The sequence below is a fragment of the Capnocytophaga cynodegmi DSM 19736 genome (genome assembly GCF_000379185.1).
In the GTDB taxonomy this organism is placed as follows: Bacteria; Bacteroidota; Bacteroidia; order Flavobacteriales; family Flavobacteriaceae; genus Capnocytophaga; species Capnocytophaga cynodegmi.
The window spans coordinates 143,759-159,705 of sequence record NZ_KB900704.1 but is presented as its reverse complement, the minus strand read 5'-3'; the positions used below and the strand labels follow the sequence as shown (position 1 = coordinate 159,705).

Sequence of the window (15,947 nt, the reverse complement as noted above, 5' to 3'; positions counted from 1 at the left end):
TACTATGATAGAATTTAGCAACGTACATAAAAAATTTGACAAATTGCACGTACTAAAAGGCATTGATTTCGCCATAGAAGGCAACGGAATCTTTGCCATATTAGGTCCGAATGGTTCAGGGAAAACAACTTTGATAAAAAGTCTCCTCGGAATGGTAATCCCCACCGATGGCGATATTAAATTTCAAGGAAAAACCATAAAAAATAAGTGGGATTATCACCAACAAATTGCGTATCTTCCTCAAATTGCGAACTTTCCAAATAATCTGAAAGTTAAAGAACTCATTAAACTCATCAAGCAACTAAAGGGCGAAAATTGCAACGATAAAGAGTTGATCGAGGTGTTCAATTTGGAAAAACATCTGGAAAAGAAGTTGGGAAATCTCTCCGGCGGAACAAAACAGAAGGTAAACATCGTGCTTACCTTTATGGCTGATACTCCGTGTATTGTACTTGACGAACCTACTTCTGGATTAGACCCCATCGCCACGCTGGAACTCAAAAAATTGATTATAAAAGAAAAGCAGAAAGGCAAAACCATTTTGATGACTTCACACATTTTGAGTTTCATAGAAGAACTTTCCGATGAGGTACTTTTTATTCTTGAAGGAAATATTTATTTCAGAGGAACAATTACCGAACTCATCAACAAAACCCAAAAAACAGATTTTCAGGAAGCCATAGCTCAATTACTTAAAGAACAAGCGTATGATTAAGATTATTCGATATACATTTTTTGACCTAATGCGCAGCAGTTGGTCGTATTTTTATTTGGGATTTTATCTTTTACTTAGTAGCATTTTACTTTTTTTAAGTAATGATGTTGCCAAATCTATCATTACTTTTATGAATATTGTAACTATTCTCATTCCGCTTATTGCTACGATATTCGGGGTGATGTACTACTATAATTCACGAGAGTTCATTGAGCTTTTATTGGCACAACCACTAAGGCGAACCACGCTTTTCATAGGACAATATATTGGGATTGCATTGTCTTTAAGTCTTAGTTTGCTTTTCGGAATGGGAATACCGTTTTTGTTATACGGAGTTTTGCTTTCTGGAGAGATATTTAATTTTTTAATGCTGATAATAACGGGGATTTTCCTAAATTTTATCTTCGCTGGTTTTTCATATTTAATAGCTCTGCACAATGAAAATAAAATAAAAGGATTTAGTTTCTCGATTCTTTTATGGCTTTTTATGGCGGTGATTTACGACGGTATTTTCCTGATTTCGTTGCTTATTTTTCAGGAATATCCACTTGAAAGATATTCGCTAATAGCTACATTCTTCAACCCGATTGATTTATCAAGAATACTGATTCTTTTAAAGTTAGATATTTCGGCACTTATGGGTTATACGGGGGCTATTTTCAAGAGTTTTTTCGGTTCAAAACTAGGGCTTTGGGCTTCAATGGCAATGCTTTTGACTTGGATTATGGGGCTGTTATTTTTCATCAATCGCAAAGCAAAGAGAAAAGATTTTTGATAAGAGGAATTCTATTTATTTCATTCTTAAACTTATTAATTACAGTTCCAAAATATGATTTTTGGTATTACAGAGTATATTCTAAAAATATATAATACATTTATTTTGAATAATATGAATTATATTTGAAAATAAAACACAAAAAAGTCTTTTATTTTCTTGCTGTCTTCACTTCAAATCATTACATTTGCATTTAATTATTCTAAATAAAATTAAGCATTATGGTAAAAGTTTTAGGCAGATACCTATTAATATTGTTAGGAACTGCAACATTGCAAGCACAGAATTTCCCGTATAAGATAAAAGGGAAAATCACGGATGAAAACAGAAATATTATTACTGATGTCATTGTTGAAGTAAAAGGAAATGGAAAAATTAGAGCTATCACCAATGAGAAGGGATTCTACAATCTTGCTGTACCCGTCCCAAAAGTAACTTTACGAATTTACAAAATGGGATTTGTAGAGAAAACAGTGGAAGTATCTGCCTCAAGTAACGAAAATAGGGTAACCTATTTGGATGCTATTCTTTTCAGAAATGAGATTGAATTACAAGAGGTTGTGGTTACGGATAATCCCAGCTTAGTAACTAATTCCAAATCAGCAATTCAAAAGAATTTAAATCGTATTCCTGGAGGAGTTATTCTTACCGACTTGTCAGCCTTGAAAACACAACGTTCTCAAACACTTAAAGACGCCATAGGAAACGAGCCTGGTGTGATAATTCAGGAGTTTTTTGGAGGAAATGACCAACCTCGTTTGAATATTCGTGGCTCTGGAATTCAAAGTAATCCGCAATCAAGAGGAGTTGCTTTACTACAAGATGGAATTCCGATTAATTTTGCAGATGGATCCTACATCATAGGGGTGCTGGAACCGCAAGCATCTCATTTGGTGGAAGTTTATAAAGGAGCAAACGCCTTGCAATACGGGAGCGCTACTTTGGGGGGGAGCGATAAATTTTGTAACCAAAAATGGATTCAACGCATCGCCTTTTGCTGTTAAATTAGAAAAAGGCAGTTTTGAATATTTTAACTCTAGTCTTTCCTCAGGGCTAAATGTAGGAAACAAAGATATTTTTGTATCAACAAGTTACAATCAAAGCAACGGATTTAGAACATACAATAGTTCTAAGAGATATAATGCATTGCTCAATATGGGGTATCGGTTTTCTGATAATTTTGAAGCCCGTATTTTAGCAAATTACACAAATTTGGCATTTGATGTGTCAGGTCCTATTACCAAAGCTCAAATGTATGCTGACCCTAAACAAGTTAATGGGAAGCCAACTCCTAAGAATTTGGGTCCTAATGTGTTGAGAGACAAGCCTAATCGTGCAAGTGAAATCTTCCGTATAGGGAACAAAAATACTCTTAAGGTAGGTGACAAGGCTTCATTTCATTCGGTAGTGTATTATCAGTATACAGATGATGTATTCACGTTTCCAATCTCGGGAAATATTCGTCAGAATTTCAATAATGATTTTGGAGGAAATATCGTGTTTGAGCATAAATCCAATAAAAATTATTTTTCAATTGGAGGAAGCCTTCATTATGGAAAAACCAATCAAACTTATTTTATAAACAGATTGGGAAGCAAGTCAATCATATTTGCTAATAATGATTTGGAGGCATTTAACAAAACTCTGTATTTCAATGAGGTATATTCTTTGACTTCTGAATTAGATTTAGTGGCATCTTTACAAACAAGTTGGGATTTGAGAAAAATTACAGACAGGAAAGACAATCCTAATCAGCGTCCCTCATTCAGTTTTCAGACAAATAAAATGACGATGAACCCTTCCAAAGCTATTGACAAGCAACACAATTTCTTTGGTTTAAATCCCAAAATAGGATTAGTATTTTCTCTTTCCAAAACAGTACAAACCTATGCGAATTTCAGCAGAAGTTACGAGCCACCTACTTTTTTAGAATTGATAAATCTTTCGGGAGGAAGTATTAACTCAAGTCCCACTAAAATAGAAAGTTCTGATTTATCCGAACAAACAGCTTCAATCATAGAAATTGGCTCAAGAGGTCAGATAGGGAATCGTTTACAATGGAATATTTCGTTGTATCACTCTTGGATAAAAGGTGAGCTTTTAACCATTACAGACCTTGTTGGAATAAGTGGCAATACCATCAATTCGCCTTCAAAAACCATTCACCAAGGAGCGGAAATAGGATTTACATCCCATATTTGGAATGGAATAGTAGAAAATAAAGATTATTTGCAAGTAGGAGCTACCTATAACTTCAGTAATTTCTATTTCAAAGAAGGATTGTATAAAGACAAACAAATTGCTGGAATTCCGCGTCACTATCTCATTGGAAAAATGGAATATAAACACTCTTCAGGTATTTTATTAAATATCAACACCGAGTCATCTTTGGAGAAAACATATACCAATCATATGAATGAATTACATCAAGACCCTTTCACACTCATCAATGCCAGAATAGGATTTCAACGTCATAAATGGGGAATTTTCGTAGATGCACGCAATCTTGCTGACAAAATATATGCTTCAAGTTATCTTGTAAGAGACAAAATCGTAGTTCCACCACCAATGAAGGCACAGGGGGCAACCATTGATAGTTTTACAAATTATATTCCAGGAATGGGACGTAACATAGTTGTAGGATTCAATTATAATTTTTAATATATTATGATAAAGAAATTAATTTTTGCAGGATTATTGCTTATTTCTTTAGGAATTAATGCTTTTCTTATCTCAAAGTTTGTAGGAGGAAGTACCCAGAAGATAGAAGGAGATGAGCGAGTGAGCATCGTGATGAGCAACGATAATCGAGAATTTGTTATGCGAGAGATGAGGCATTTTGTAGAAAGTGTACATCAGATAAATGCAGGGATTTTGTATGAACGTCCCGAGCTAATCATTGAGGCGGCACGAAAATCAGGACACGCTGTAACTGAATGTGCTCCACAGGGATTGGTTCAAACATTGCCCTTGTCTTTCAAACAATTAGGTTTTTCAACTCACGACCTCTTTGATGAAATAGCTGATGAAGCCGAGAAAAACTTTTCACCCAAACGAACGCAGGAACAACTCAATCAGTTATTAACCAATTGTGTATCTTGCCACAGAGGATTTAGAATAGATGCTCAGAAATAAACTTTAAACTTAAAACACAGAGGCTGTCCAGAGATTTGGACAGCCTTTGAAAAATAGTTCTATACAAAAGTTCAATGTTTGGACTTCTAAAAGTGATTTTGCTGAACTTTACAGGAAGTGTTTTTACGATATTAAGGGTGGCGGATAAAACTCCTTATTTAAGCACTTATCAAAAACCTAAAACTGATATTTCACTCCCAAAATGATATTTCGTCCCATTCGGGGAAAGTTTTTCCAGTCGGCATAGGTGGTGTAATAAGTGTCGAGTAAATTTTCTACTTCCAACTGAAAATCAATCTGATGCGAACCAAAAGGCAATACGTATGAAACTGAAAGATTTGTCAGCGTATATGCAGGAGTGGCGTCCTCGCCGTAAGCCGTACTGAATCGAGTTTGTTTCAAATCGCCTTCAACGGTAACTTCCGAAGAAAAACGATTTTTGCGAAAAGCCACAGACGATAAATAATAAGGCGGACGTACAAACGGAAGCGGATTTCCTTCAAAATCAGCTCCGTAAGCATAACCCAATGTGTTTTTCCAAAACCAATATTTCCCGAAATTGTACTCTGTTTGCAGTGAAACATTAAGCTGATTGGCGTGTAGCAATGATTCGTACATTTTCAAACCTCGTTTTTTAGCTCCGAGGGGCGTCATCTGCCAAGCAGGCTCGCCGAAAGGTTGCCCAAAGATGTAATTCTGAATATGGAAAAAACTACTTTTAAAAGCAACTTTCCACTGATTTTTAGCATATTGAGCCGAAAAATTTCCTTCCCACGAAGTTTCATTATCCAAATTCGGATTCCCGATGTAATCATATCCGTCCGAGCTGTTAAACAAATAAAAACCATAACTTTCTGAAACAGAGGGAGCTCGCTGTCCCCAACCTGCGCCTGCCGAAATTTCCCAGTTTTGACCCTGCCACAAGTACGAACCATACAAACTGGGTAAAACCCGATTTTTACTTCGCTCAAACCGATGAAATACTTGATTTAGATTGTAACCCACATCGCTTTTTACGTAATTGTTTTGCCAACCCAAATTCCCATTAAAAGTTATTTTTTGATTTTCAGTGATTTCCCATTGGTTTTCCACAGAAAAATTAGCATTTTTGGTCGATACCTTAGGCCAAGTGTAGGTAAACATCGTGCCACCGGTTCGGTAATGCATCGTCATTTCGGCAGTGGAAAGATTGTGAAAGGCATTTAGGCGAATATCTTGCGAAAAACGATTTTTCTTCCAACGAATTTTTGAAATCCCGCCAAAGGTTTCGCTTTTTCCGGGCATATCCATTTTCACCGGAAGTTTATCGCCTTCCTCCCGAAAAGAATCGTCCATTTCGTGATAAATATCATTGTAATACAGTTTCGTTTCCCAAAGTTCAAAGTTTTGATTTTCAAAATAATGTGTATGTGTAAGCATCGAAATCAAGGCTCTGGCTTTTGAAACGTCCATCGGAAGTGCCGGATAACCAATGTTTTTAGCCGAATCGTAAATTACACTCCCGCGAATCACATCACGATTGCCAATTTTAAAACCTACGTTTGTCGCAGCATTGCTTTTTTCGTATTGTGAATATTTTATAAGCTTCCGATTTCCGTCGCGATAATTATCTGCTTTTCGATGTGAAAATGAAATATTTGCCCCGAAATTTCCGGAAGAAAAAAGCGTGTTTCCCATCGCAAAACGTTCCAAATTATTGCTTTTTACACTGGTTTGCAATGTGTTTTTCCACTGAGGTTTTACCGAAAAATGCACTTTTTGAGGTTTCAGGTCGATATTTCCGCCAATGGTGGTGCCGTAATGACTGCCCTCTTGCCCCGAACTAATACTGATGTCGGATAAGTTATGCATTTCCACATAGGAAGTTACAGGGTCCATTTTGTCCGTACACGCCCCAAAAATTCGCATTCCATCGATGGTAACCACCGAACGCTCGCTAAACATATTATTCAGCACAGGCTCAAAAGCGTACGCCCCCCTGCGGATTAAGTTTACATTTTGCGAAGATTGCAGATAATCTTCCACAGAATGACTTATTTTCTGCTCTGGAAGATTTTCCTTCAAAGCTTTGATAATCACTTCCGAAAGATGAATCACACTGTCTTTTTCTTGTGTTTTTTGGGCAAACAAAATCCCTGATAACAAAACAGTTATGCCGAAAAGAAATTTTTTCATTCGTTGTAACATATTTTTAGAGGTCATTACTTAAATACATATTTTATTTTGTAATTAAGTGTTGATTTTGAGTATTTTTGTTGTGATTTTACTGGCATTGGAAACGGAGCGTTAATAAAATCAATGAATGGAACGTAGAAAATATCCATTGTTTGAACGTCAGCGAGTTTGGAGATTTTCAGTGAAATGATTTGATTTTTAGCAGAGTATCCACAGCCTTGAATTTTTGGTACTTTTGTTTTAAGACAAAAGTACATATATGAAAATAAATAATTAACTTAACACATTTTTTTAAAAATATGGTAAAATCAATTTTTATTTTGAAGATTTTTCAAGTAAAAAGAGACCTTACCATACTTTTCATACTAAAAAATTATTTTCCTTCCGGAATATCTATTCGTAAATGTACCTCACTAACGGCATCAAAATCTTCTTTGGTTTTCGGAGTTTTGGGGATTTCCGTTCCTGCAATGACTTCACCCTCAGTGTTTTTTATTTGGAAATTCAATTCCCAGTAACCACTCATTGAATAGTTAATATTGGCTTTGTGGAAGCCATCGGGTTGGGCTTTAAAGTCGTCAAAAGGTGTAGAATGATTTTGCATGTCAGCACCGGGCATACGTGGGTCTAACAAAAGTGAAAAACCTTTTGCCTGCGGAAAAGAAACCATCGATTCGGCCTTGAATAAACCGGCTATAACATTGTCATTACGTCCGTTACGGTGCTGCATTGGGCTAATAAGTGCCAGAATATACATTTTTCCGTCTTTTCCTTTAAATCTTGTAAATTTCAGATGACTTTCTTTAGGTTGTTTCTGAATTTCGATGCGTTGTTCCTTAACCTGAAATTCTTTGCCTGAAATGGTGTAATTCAAATTCAAATCCCAATGCCCAAGTTCGCCCGTATTCATCTGAAAGACAGCATATCCTCGGTAATGATTATTGTGTACTTGTGTTAAATTTTCGGTATGCGGACACGAATGTGAATGCTTGATTTTTTTCGAATCGCCATTGTCGTACATACGCATCATTGGCAGGAAATTGATTTTTTCAGCCGACAATGCTTTACCTGTTTTTACATCTGTAATGGTGAGGTAAACATCATTATATCCTGTGTATAAAGCTCCATTGACAGTTTTTACGGAAATTAAGTGATTATTTTCGGTGAAATTTGCCACTTCTTTGAGCTTATCCGAAGGTGTAGGAGCATCGGAAGGTGCAACAGGACTGATATTTTTTGTTTCTTCAATCGGTTTTTCGATGTTTTTATCATCTTTCGAGCAAGAAACAATTAAAAAAGTAAATAAAATGGTGATATATGTTGTTATTTTCATCTTAAATTGCTATTTAAATTAATAATTTTCGTTGCTTTTGGAATATAAAATCCCCTTGAAGATATTTTTTATCTCCAAAATACTAAAGATTGAATTTTGCAATGTTAAAACTTCTATTTTGCTTAGCTTGGCAAAAATCAGTCAAAAATGAAGAAAATTACACGAAAATAGGTGGATGAAAAATAGCAAAATGAATTTTTTCCCAATAAGGATTTTTGTGGTGAAATTTGTGTTGTGTGTCTTGTTGTTTTACAAAAATGGGATACGAAAAATTCTCGTGAGAAATCCAATTGAAGTCCGTGGCGAATTTTTCAAAGTTAAAGTCGTTATTTTTCTCATTTTCAGAAGCTACATCGGCAAGTTTACATTTTCCGTCGCAATGCATTTCGGGTTTGTCCTGATTCTGACAGAAATTTTCCGTAAACCCCTCATTATCCAAAAGATAATAGGTGAAATACACCCCCGTCCGTAAACTGCTATAAAGTACGGAAAAAGCTATAAATAAAATACCTATGTAAAATTTTCTTTTCAACGAGGACAGAAATAAGAAAAATATTGTATTGGTTTTATTAAATCCATAAATAAACATTGGAAATTTCAAAATTGAAATTTCCAATGTTTATTCTATTGCAATTGTTTTTCCAATGCAATAGCTTTTGGGAATAAAATGTTGTTTTCCAAATGAATATGTCGATGTAAATTATCTTCAAATTCTTGAAGCATAGCAAAGGTAACTCTGTACGTGTTGCAAGCGTCGGCAGGTGGGGTGTAGCCATCTGTCAGTGTTGCGATTTTTTCAAATCGGTCACCTTCTGCACTATGTTCGTACTCCATCATTTTGATGGGGTTGGCAACCGTTCCGAAGTGAGGCACAGGCGTTTTCCCACCATTTTGTGAGGCTTTTACCAATTCTTCAATGAAAGGGAATAGAATTTGCTCTTCTTTTTCCAGATGACTTTGCAAATCAAAAGCACTTTCCGTAAAAAGGTGATTGATTTCAAGCAATTCAGGATGTCTGTCTCCATGAACTTTACAAAGCTTATCTAAAAATTGTAGTAAATACGGAATTTTTTCCCGTACATAACTATGATGCATTCGTACGATATAGTTAGCCAAAAGGTCGAGAGGCCAATCACTTACGTTAAGATTTTCATTTCCTCCTTGCGGAATAGCTTTTAGTTCATTCATTAGCTGATTTTGATTGATTTCTTTTTTCTTGCAAGCCTCTGTAATAGTTCGCCCTCCTTTGCAACAAAAATCAATTCCGTACTTTTTAAATATTGCGGCAGCCCTAAAATCCTGAGCTACAATCTCTCCAATAGTGTTATTTTCTAAATTCATACTTGGCGTTTTAAATTTTGGTACAAATATATAAAATATAAAAGGATAAACAAATCTTTTTATATTTTATAAAGCAAATCCATTCAACCAGTAATGTTTCAGATGTGTTGTTACATTCTTTAACATATTTGGTTCTCTAAGAAAAATAGTGTATTTGTAATATATAACTTCATAAAATACAGATAATTACTTTTTCTAAAAAAAGAATACTTCACCCCATTGGGTTGCTTTTCGGTCTTTTGTTTGGCAAATAGATACAGAGCAAAAGAATGGGTAATTTTTGATATTCCTATGTTTCCATTGACAGGCGGAATAATTTTTTGAGTGTGTAAAATCGCAGCTTCTTGCTTGTCTAATTTGTTATGATTGTACAGAAGCACTCCCAAAAGATTGCTTCCTCGATGTATTTTAGCGACCATTTTTCGTGTTTTTTTCAGTGATATGTTGTTCTAATTGTTGTGAAATAGCAATAATTTCTTTGCAGATAGCTACCATTTGAGCGGTTTGTTTTTCGAGTTTAAACAGATAGGCAGCGGCTTTCTTTTCGGAAAAATTGCGATACAAAATCTTTACTATCTGATTGTAATTCACTCCCACCGCCCGAAATTGTCCATAGAGTTCGGTGAGTTTGATATAAAAATCCAATACTGATTTATTGAATTTTACACTTTTGATTTCTTTGGAAAATAATAACGAAGTGATAAAATGAGCTTTGATTTTCATTCCCGATTGTTCGAAAAGAGATAAAATCGAGTGTGTTCTACCTGATTGAAACTGATAGTATATCGGTAAATAGCCTTATCTATTTTAGGAACTCTTCCTAATTTTAGTTTTTGAGGTTGTAATTTATTGTCCGTATACAATTTTATTAGTAAGTAAAAACCACGACTTTGGAGGGGTTTTCAGCTCCCTGCAAGGGCAAGTGGTTTTGAGGTACTAATACGCCTTAGAGTGCCTCAAAACACAACTTGCTCTGTTCGGGTGAACAGAAAATACTCCCTATCGGTCGCATTAAAGTCAGCTTTAAAAAAGAGAGAAAAAACTTCCAAAATCATTGTCTTTTGTTTTTGTGCAAAACAACCGAATTTCAATCATTTAGCAGGTATATCATTCCTTGCCATTGAATGCCTTATAATGCCAAAGACTTCCTTATGTAAATACGTGTGTAATTGTGTATGTTTCTTTGTACGCACATACATATGTATGTAGCTACGTAGCTACGTACCAACGTACTTACATATGTACATACGTACGTAAACAAATACGATAATACCTATGTGATTATCTGCAAACGTAAATACTTACACACTTACTTGTTTGTGTATATATGTATGTAAATATGTAGGTACGTGCGTGTATAAGTAAGCATACAAATAGGTAAGTTTCTAAATATAAAAGAAGAAAGCACAAAAAACATAAGCATACTTGCTCATCTTAACTAAAATTTTTAATTCGGCAATGAGAGGAAGAGCGAAGTCGTTTCATTAAAACAAGTAGTAAGTAGTGCGTTCATTTTTATCATTTTCGACATTTTTTTTATTCGTATAAAGAGCCGGAATATGCGGTTGTCGTTTCGAGAGCCTAAAAGGTCTGTGTTTAGCGGCTACAAGGTTTTTCAAAAAAATACAACCCCTGTTGAAAACGGGTGTGGAGATTTTTTTGAAAACCAAAGGCTTGACCTTGTGGCAGCGTTACAAACACAGAAATACCTTTGCTCTCGAAAACGAACACCCATATCGGCTTCTTACCCCATAAATAAAACAGGAGAAAATCCCATAAACAAACGCACACACCATTACTAACTAAAATGAAATGAAGTAGCCTTCCTCTGCCGAATAAAATCCAATAAAAAAACCGATACAAAAATTGTAAACAATCTCTGTATCGGTTAATCTTAAAGATTAATATTTTATATTATCATATGAATTGCAGTGAATTACACTATAATGAAGCGACTAATCGCTCACCAAAGTCATTGAATTTACAAGCGATTTTTTCCATATTCTTACTGATTTTTTCATTGGTGATTTTAGCATAAATCTGTGTGGTTTTCAAATTCTTGTGTCCCATCATTTTACTAACACTTTCCAAAGGAACACCCTCTGTAAGGAATAAAGTGCCGAAAGTATGCCTTGCCCAATGAAAGCTCAATGACTTTGTTTTATCAATACCCGCCTCTAAGCTAATTTCTCTTAAATGAAGATTGCAAGAGGTATTACTTGGAACAGGAAATACAAACTCACCTCTGCTGATGGATTCGTATTTGTCGATGATTTTTTGAGCTATGGGAAGTATGCGAACATTGGAAGGATTGCTCGTTTTTTGCCTACGGGAAAGAATCCAACGATTGCCATCAAAAAAGGTTTGAATTTGGTTCTTTTTAAGCTGTTTGATGTCAATATACGAAAGTCCTGTAAAACAGCTAAACACGAACAAATCACGCACCAATTCACGGGTTTTACTCCTAAAAGTACAGCTCAATAACTGCTCAATTTCTTCTTTTAGCAAATAACCTCGGTTTTTTTCCTGCATTGTAATTTCGTATTCTCGGAATGGGTTCTTGTGAATCAAATCTTTTTCCAAAGCGATGTCAATCATCTTACACAAAGGCATCATATACACCCATATCGTATTGTGTGTTAAACCTTTATCAACACGAAGATAAAAATCAAAATCTTTAATAAAATCCGCTGTAAGCTCCCTAAAAGCTATATCCGTACGATGGTATTTGTAGTTTATAAAGTCCAAAAGATGTGTATACACGCTTTGATATTTCGCTAATGTCTGTTTGCCTCTTACTCCTTTTTGAACCATTTTTTCAAAATCAACGTTGAAATTTTCAAAAACTTTTAAAAGCGAATCGTCCATTGTTCCAATGCCTAAAAAGCTGTTTTTAAGCTTTTCGGCAGTGGCAAAGCCTTCTGTTTTCATCAAATGGTCATATTGATTGACCAAACGAGTTTTCAGTTCTTCCAATTTGCGATTTAATGAAAGAGCTTCTTCACTCTTACCTAAGACTTTGCCGAATTTCAAGTCCCATTTATCAGGAAAAATTTCGAGCTTGGTACTAAATTGGGCAATTTTACCATCAATGGTAATTCTACCCATAATGGCNACTTTTCCGTTTTTCTTAGGAGCATTNTTTTTCAGATAGANAAGCACTTTGAAGGTTGATTTTTTTACTTGCATAACTCAACTTTTTAAATTACAAAATTAATNTCTATTGAGTTACCATACGCTATGAAAAATAAGTGCAAAACACTGAAATATAGTCTTTTACTTAAAATATTTAAAACCACCATTAGGTAACGATTTAGAAACCTAACTTTGTTTTTACCCGTCAAATTACCCTATGCCTTGCTTTCCAACATTTCTCTGATAAAAAATAAAGTGGCTTATAATGTGTATATTACAGCTTTTTGCTTAATTTTGCCGTTTAGTTTTATTTTTCTTCTAAAAAATATATCTTTGCTACAAAAAGAAGTTATCTATGAAAATAATAGCAATGATTCCTGCTCGTTACGAGGCTTCTCGTTTTTCGGGAAAATTGATGAAAGATTTAGAAGGAAAACCAGTGATTGTTAGGACTTTTGAGGCTGTTTTAAGTACAAAACTTTTTGAACAAGTGTATGTAGTTACCGATGATGACCGAATTGAAGAAGCTATTACAGAGGTGGGAGGAAAGGTAATTCGCAGTAAAAAGGAACATCAGAGCGGAAGTGACCGAATTGCAGAGGCTTGTGAAAATCTGGAAGCAGACTTAATCGTAAACATTCAAGGAGATGAACCTTTTACAGAGAGAAAAAATCTTGAAATATTACTCAAAACGTTTGCGGAAGACATTGAAAAACAGATAAGTGTTTTTAGTTTGATGGAACGATTACACAATCCTGAAGATATTTCAAATCCTAATAATGTAAAAGTTGTGGTTAACAAAAAAGGCGATGCACTTTATTTTTCAAGAGCTTTCATTCCTTTCCCAAGAGATGAAAATTCAGAAGGAATTTATTTCAAACACATTGGTATTTATGCCTACAGAAAAGAAGCCCTGATGCAGTTTACACAATTAGGGGAATCTATTTTGGAAAAGACAGAAAAATTAGAGCAACTTCGTTATTTGGAAAATGGATTTAAAATTCGTCTGGCAGAAACCAACATACCAACTATAGGAATTGACACCGAAGAAGATTTACAGAAAGCACGACAACTTTGGAGAAAATCAAATCATTCGTAATTTAAATTTTTCAGAAAAATATTTTAGTCATAAAGGTTGTTTTTCTTTTGAAAACAACCTTTATTTTTTTGTAGTTTTAAAAAAGTACTATTTTTGCCCCTTAAAATAATGAATAACAATGAAAATACCTACTAAAAGATTGAAAGTAAAGTTATTTGCTTTAGCAGGGCTACTTGCGCTTGCGTGTACGAAAACTGAGCAAGAAGAGAAAATCGTTGAGGTTGAAGTTGAAAAACAAGTCGTTAAAGATTTTGACTTAGTTAAAGTCCCAACAATGACAGCTTTACAAATTCAAGAGTCTGGGAAAGAAAAGTTTACAGATGAAGATAACAAAGAAGTAAACGGCAAAGTAGTTCTTTATGATGATGATTTAAGAGCTTTCCGCGTAAATGAAATGTTGGAAGTACGTGCCATTGAAGGGAATAAGTATCGAATTCGTAACTTTTTGCCCCACACTTTCACTAATGTTGAACTTCAAATGTATATTGAAGGATTTAAAGCACCTGTGAAAATTGCTTTTTTTGAGGAATTTCCTCCTTTGTACGAGTATGTTGGTGAATTGCCTTTTTCTGCAAGAGAAATATTTTTCGAAGATGTCAATGGATAAAAGATTTCCGTAGAAAATATAAATAATCTTTCTACTTCTGATTTAAAATTTTCTTTGATAAGCAATGACCCAATGCTTGAAAAAATGAAAAAAATTAAGCTTAACACTTTCTACTGCTTCAGACCTTACGAAAAAGATACAAAATGGGGGAGATTAACAGCTGAAGATACTAGAAATTATCTGCCAGTTGTGTTGAATATGGCGTATATGCTTAGTTCAGAAGATTTTGAAAAAGCAATTAAAGAAACCCCGTATGAATTTGAGAATAAAAAAGGAGTTCCTTTGGATAGGGAACACGTAATGAAAAGTTTTATAAATATTCCTCGTCAGAATTTGGGAATAATTGTAGAACCTGGTTTGGGGGGCTTAGGCGGAGGCACTACCTTTGGGGTTCGTCGTGAGTACATTAATAATCCTAAAAGTGCTTACTATACAAAATCAGATTTGAATTCTCCTTGGCATAGTTCTTTGGTTATGAACGTTTGGATTCACGAATTTGGTCATGTAGCAGGTTATGGTCACGATGGAAATATGACGTATTTCTACGATAAAGGAAAAGACGCTAAAGGATTAGTTCCTGTAGGAATGGCTGTTTATCAGAAATTATTGCTGGAAGGACAGCTTCCTTTCTTAAAATATCCTTATGAAAAATAAAATAATACAATAAATGAAGAAAATATTTGCATTTATCCTACTAACCGCTTTGTTTTCGTGTGGAAAGCAGATTGAAGAAGTTATTGTAGAGAAAAAAGTTGAAAAAATAGTAAAAGTAGACCCTAAGGTTAAGTCGGAATCAACCATTGCATACTATTTTGAAGAGCAAAAGTCAATTTTAACCAATAAGAAGCAAAATGAAAGATTCATCGCGATTGATTGGTATGAAAATGAGCTTTTCTTGGGAGTGGAAGCCATTAATGGAACAAATAAAACATATTCTATCCAAAAGTTAGATTTACAAACGGGACAACTTACGGAATTGATTTCCAATTTAAAAGAAATAAAAGATGTGGCAATCAATAACGATTATTTATTTGTTACACAATTAAATACAATACAGGTATTCAACAGAAAAACGTATTCGTTGCATATGGTTATTGGTTCAGGTACAAAGGGTTACAGAAATAACGGAATGTTTCAGGCTTTGGCATTACTACCGATGGAAGATTATTTTTTGGTTCGTGACTTGCGGAGACTTCTTTTTTACAGAAATTCAGACATTACACCAGAAAATTCAAAGAGAATTTCTGCTCCTGTAAGAAGTGCTTTTTACCAGAGAAGTAATGCTTCACTGGCTCATATTGATAAAAAGTTATATTTATCAAATGGTACTTCGATAGAAACGTATGATTTGCAGGAAAATATGCTCATAAATAACGAACAAACTGTCTCTAGAAATATAAATTTTGGAACGAGAATATACCAATTAGTTCATTTTAGAGGGCTGAATTAGGATTTGCCAGAATTGATACTGAAAAAGGAATGATAGGACGAAAATATACAAGTTTTCAATCCAAACCAATTAATGTTACTTGTTTAACTTTTTCTGAAGATAAGTTATTTGCAATCAATAATGTAGATGGTTCTGTTGTTATTTATGACGTAAAAAATATTATATACAAGGAATATTAAAAT

The 15,947-nt window shown here is 34.5% G+C and carries 17 protein-coding genes and 1 pseudogene; 10 read left to right on the top strand and 8 right to left on the bottom strand.

Annotated elements, in window-relative coordinates:
* Positions 1–4 precede the first annotated feature (4 nt).
* The 5 genes from YW9_RS0101920 to YW9_RS0101905 all read left to right on the top strand — a co-directional run bounded on the left by YW9_RS0101920 (position 5) and on the right by YW9_RS0101905 (position 4,625).
* Complete coding sequence (locus YW9_RS0101920) at positions 5–715, top strand: ABC transporter ATP-binding protein (RefSeq protein WP_018278489.1); 711 nt, start codon at positions 5–7, stop codon at positions 713–715.
* On the top strand, positions 708–1,490 hold the full coding sequence (locus YW9_RS0101915; RefSeq protein ID WP_026193736.1) for an ABC transporter permease: 783 nt from the start codon (positions 708–710) through the stop codon (positions 1,488–1,490). Before YW9_RS0101920 ends, YW9_RS0101915 begins: the two co-directional genes overlap by 8 nt.
* A gap of 221 nt (positions 1,491–1,711) precedes the next feature.
* A complete protein-coding gene (locus YW9_RS13680; protein ID WP_051074744.1) occupies positions 1,712–2,494 on the top strand; it encodes a TonB-dependent receptor plug domain-containing protein in 783 nt (260 codons plus the stop codon).
* Entirely contained in the window at positions 2,379–4,151 is a 1,773-nt protein-coding gene (locus tag YW9_RS13675; RefSeq protein WP_369073230.1) for a TonB-dependent receptor domain-containing protein, read from the top strand. Before YW9_RS13680 ends, YW9_RS13675 begins: the two co-directional genes overlap by 116 nt.
* A gap of 6 nt (positions 4,152–4,157) precedes the next feature.
* Positions 4,158–4,625 (top strand): hypothetical protein, encoded by a 468-nt coding sequence (locus tag YW9_RS0101905; RefSeq protein WP_018278487.1) that lies wholly within the window; start codon positions 4,158–4,160, stop codon positions 4,623–4,625.
* A 177-nt stretch (positions 4,626–4,802) separates the two neighbouring features.
* Here the strand turns inward: YW9_RS0101905 and YW9_RS0101900 are convergent, their stop codons facing one another.
* From YW9_RS0101900 to mobA, 7 genes and pseudogenes are all read right to left on the bottom strand, one after another.
* Positions 4,803–6,800: a TonB-dependent receptor gene (locus YW9_RS0101900; protein ID WP_026193735.1), complete on the bottom strand. Its 1,998-nt coding sequence runs from the start codon at positions 6,798–6,800 to the stop codon at positions 4,803–4,805.
* A gap of 26 nt (positions 6,801–6,826) precedes the next feature.
* Positions 6,827–7,057, bottom strand: a complete 231-nt coding sequence (locus YW9_RS0101895; RefSeq protein WP_018278485.1) for a hypothetical protein — start codon at positions 7,055–7,057, stop codon at positions 6,827–6,829.
* A 116-nt stretch (positions 7,058–7,173) separates the two neighbouring features.
* A complete protein-coding gene (locus YW9_RS0101890) occupies positions 7,174–8,133 on the bottom strand; it encodes a hypothetical protein (protein ID WP_018278484.1) in 960 nt (319 codons plus the stop codon).
* 157 nt (positions 8,134–8,290) lie between these two features.
* Positions 8,291–8,665: a hypothetical protein gene (locus YW9_RS12390; RefSeq protein ID WP_155848699.1), complete on the bottom strand. Its 375-nt coding sequence runs from the start codon at positions 8,663–8,665 to the stop codon at positions 8,291–8,293.
* Positions 8,666–8,757: 92 nt separating this feature from the next.
* Complete coding sequence (gene ric / locus YW9_RS0101880) at positions 8,758–9,474, bottom strand: iron-sulfur cluster repair di-iron protein (protein WP_018278482.1); 717 nt, start codon at positions 9,472–9,474, stop codon at positions 8,758–8,760.
* Positions 9,475–9,593: 119 nt separating this feature from the next.
* Positions 9,594–9,893 (bottom strand): hypothetical protein, encoded by a 300-nt coding sequence (locus YW9_RS0101875; RefSeq protein ID WP_018278481.1) that lies wholly within the window; start codon positions 9,891–9,893, stop codon positions 9,594–9,596.
* Positions 9,883–10,280, bottom strand: a pseudogene (mobA, locus tag YW9_RS12385) (conjugal transfer protein MobA). Before mobA ends, YW9_RS0101875 begins: the two are co-directional and overlap by 11 nt.
* 753 nt (positions 10,281–11,033) lie before the next feature.
* Between mobA and YW9_RS0101865 the strand changes: the two are divergent.
* The gene (locus tag YW9_RS0101865) at positions 11,034–11,276 is read left to right on the top strand and encodes a hypothetical protein (RefSeq protein ID WP_018278479.1); all 243 of its coding nucleotides are present in this window, start codon (positions 11,034–11,036) and stop codon (positions 11,274–11,276) included.
* A gap of 139 nt (positions 11,277–11,415) precedes the next feature.
* Here the strand turns inward: YW9_RS0101865 and YW9_RS0101860 are convergent, their stop codons facing one another.
* Entirely contained in the window at positions 11,416–12,663 is a 1,248-nt protein-coding gene (locus YW9_RS0101860) for a site-specific integrase (protein ID WP_018278478.1), read from the bottom strand.
* A gap of 301 nt (positions 12,664–12,964) precedes the next feature.
* Here YW9_RS0101860 and kdsB point away from each other — a divergent pair, with 301 nt between their 5' ends.
* The 4 genes from kdsB to YW9_RS0101840 all read left to right on the top strand — a co-directional run bounded on the left by kdsB (position 12,965) and on the right by YW9_RS0101840 (position 15,765).
* Positions 12,965–13,708 (top strand): 3-deoxy-manno-octulosonate cytidylyltransferase, encoded by a 744-nt coding sequence (kdsB, locus tag YW9_RS0101855; RefSeq protein ID WP_018278477.1) that lies wholly within the window; start codon positions 12,965–12,967, stop codon positions 13,706–13,708.
* Positions 13,709–13,826: 118 nt separating this feature from the next.
* Positions 13,827–14,315 (top strand): hypothetical protein, encoded by a 489-nt coding sequence (locus YW9_RS0101850; RefSeq protein WP_018278476.1) that lies wholly within the window; start codon positions 13,827–13,829, stop codon positions 14,313–14,315.
* An 84-nt stretch (positions 14,316–14,399) separates the two neighbouring features.
* Positions 14,400–14,969 (top strand): hypothetical protein, encoded by a 570-nt coding sequence (locus tag YW9_RS0101845; protein WP_155848698.1) that lies wholly within the window; start codon positions 14,400–14,402, stop codon positions 14,967–14,969.
* 13 nt (positions 14,970–14,982) lie between these two features.
* Positions 14,983–15,765, top strand: a complete 783-nt coding sequence (locus YW9_RS0101840; RefSeq protein WP_155848697.1) for a hypothetical protein — start codon at positions 14,983–14,985, stop codon at positions 15,763–15,765.
* Positions 15,766–15,947 lie beyond the last annotated feature (182 nt).

Excerpts from the sequence above, each read along its gene's own strand:
- YW9_RS0101920 (WP_018278489.1), top strand. The coding sequence starts at position 5 with ATGATAGAATTTAGCAACGTACATAAAAAATTTGACAAATTGCACGTA.
- YW9_RS0101915 (WP_026193736.1), top strand. The coding sequence starts at position 708 with ATGATTAAGATTATTCGATATACATTTTTTGACCTAATGCGCAGCAGT.
- YW9_RS13680 (WP_051074744.1), top strand. The coding sequence starts at position 1,712 with ATGGTAAAAGTTTTAGGCAGATACCTATTAATATTGTTAGGAACTGCA.
- YW9_RS0101905 (WP_018278487.1), top strand. The coding sequence starts at position 4,158 with ATGATAAAGAAATTAATTTTTGCAGGATTATTGCTTATTTCTTTAGGA.
- YW9_RS0101900 (WP_026193735.1), bottom strand. The coding sequence starts at position 6,800 with ATGAAAAAATTTCTTTTCGGCATAACTGTTTTGTTATCAGGGATTTTG.
- YW9_RS0101895 (WP_018278485.1), bottom strand. The coding sequence starts at position 7,057 with ATGTACTTTTGTCTTAAAACAAAAGTACCAAAAATTCAAGGCTGTGGA.
- YW9_RS0101890 (WP_018278484.1), bottom strand. The coding sequence starts at position 8,133 with ATGAAAATAACAACATATATCACCATTTTATTTACTTTTTTAATTGTT.
- ric (WP_018278482.1), bottom strand. The coding sequence starts at position 9,474 with ATGAATTTAGAAAATAACACTATTGGAGAGATTGTAGCTCAGGATTTT.
- YW9_RS0101875 (WP_018278481.1), bottom strand. The coding sequence starts at position 9,893 with ATGGTCGCTAAAATACATCGAGGAAGCAATCTTTTGGGAGTGCTTCTG.
- YW9_RS0101865 (WP_018278479.1), top strand. The coding sequence starts at position 11,034 with ATGCGGTTGTCGTTTCGAGAGCCTAAAAGGTCTGTGTTTAGCGGCTAC.
- kdsB (WP_018278477.1), top strand. The coding sequence starts at position 12,965 with ATGAAAATAATAGCAATGATTCCTGCTCGTTACGAGGCTTCTCGTTTT.
- YW9_RS0101850 (WP_018278476.1), top strand. The coding sequence starts at position 13,827 with ATGAAAATACCTACTAAAAGATTGAAAGTAAAGTTATTTGCTTTAGCA.
- YW9_RS0101845 (WP_155848698.1), top strand. The coding sequence starts at position 14,400 with ATGAAAAAAATTAAGCTTAACACTTTCTACTGCTTCAGACCTTACGAA.
- YW9_RS0101840 (WP_155848697.1), top strand. The coding sequence starts at position 14,983 with ATGAAGAAAATATTTGCATTTATCCTACTAACCGCTTTGTTTTCGTGT.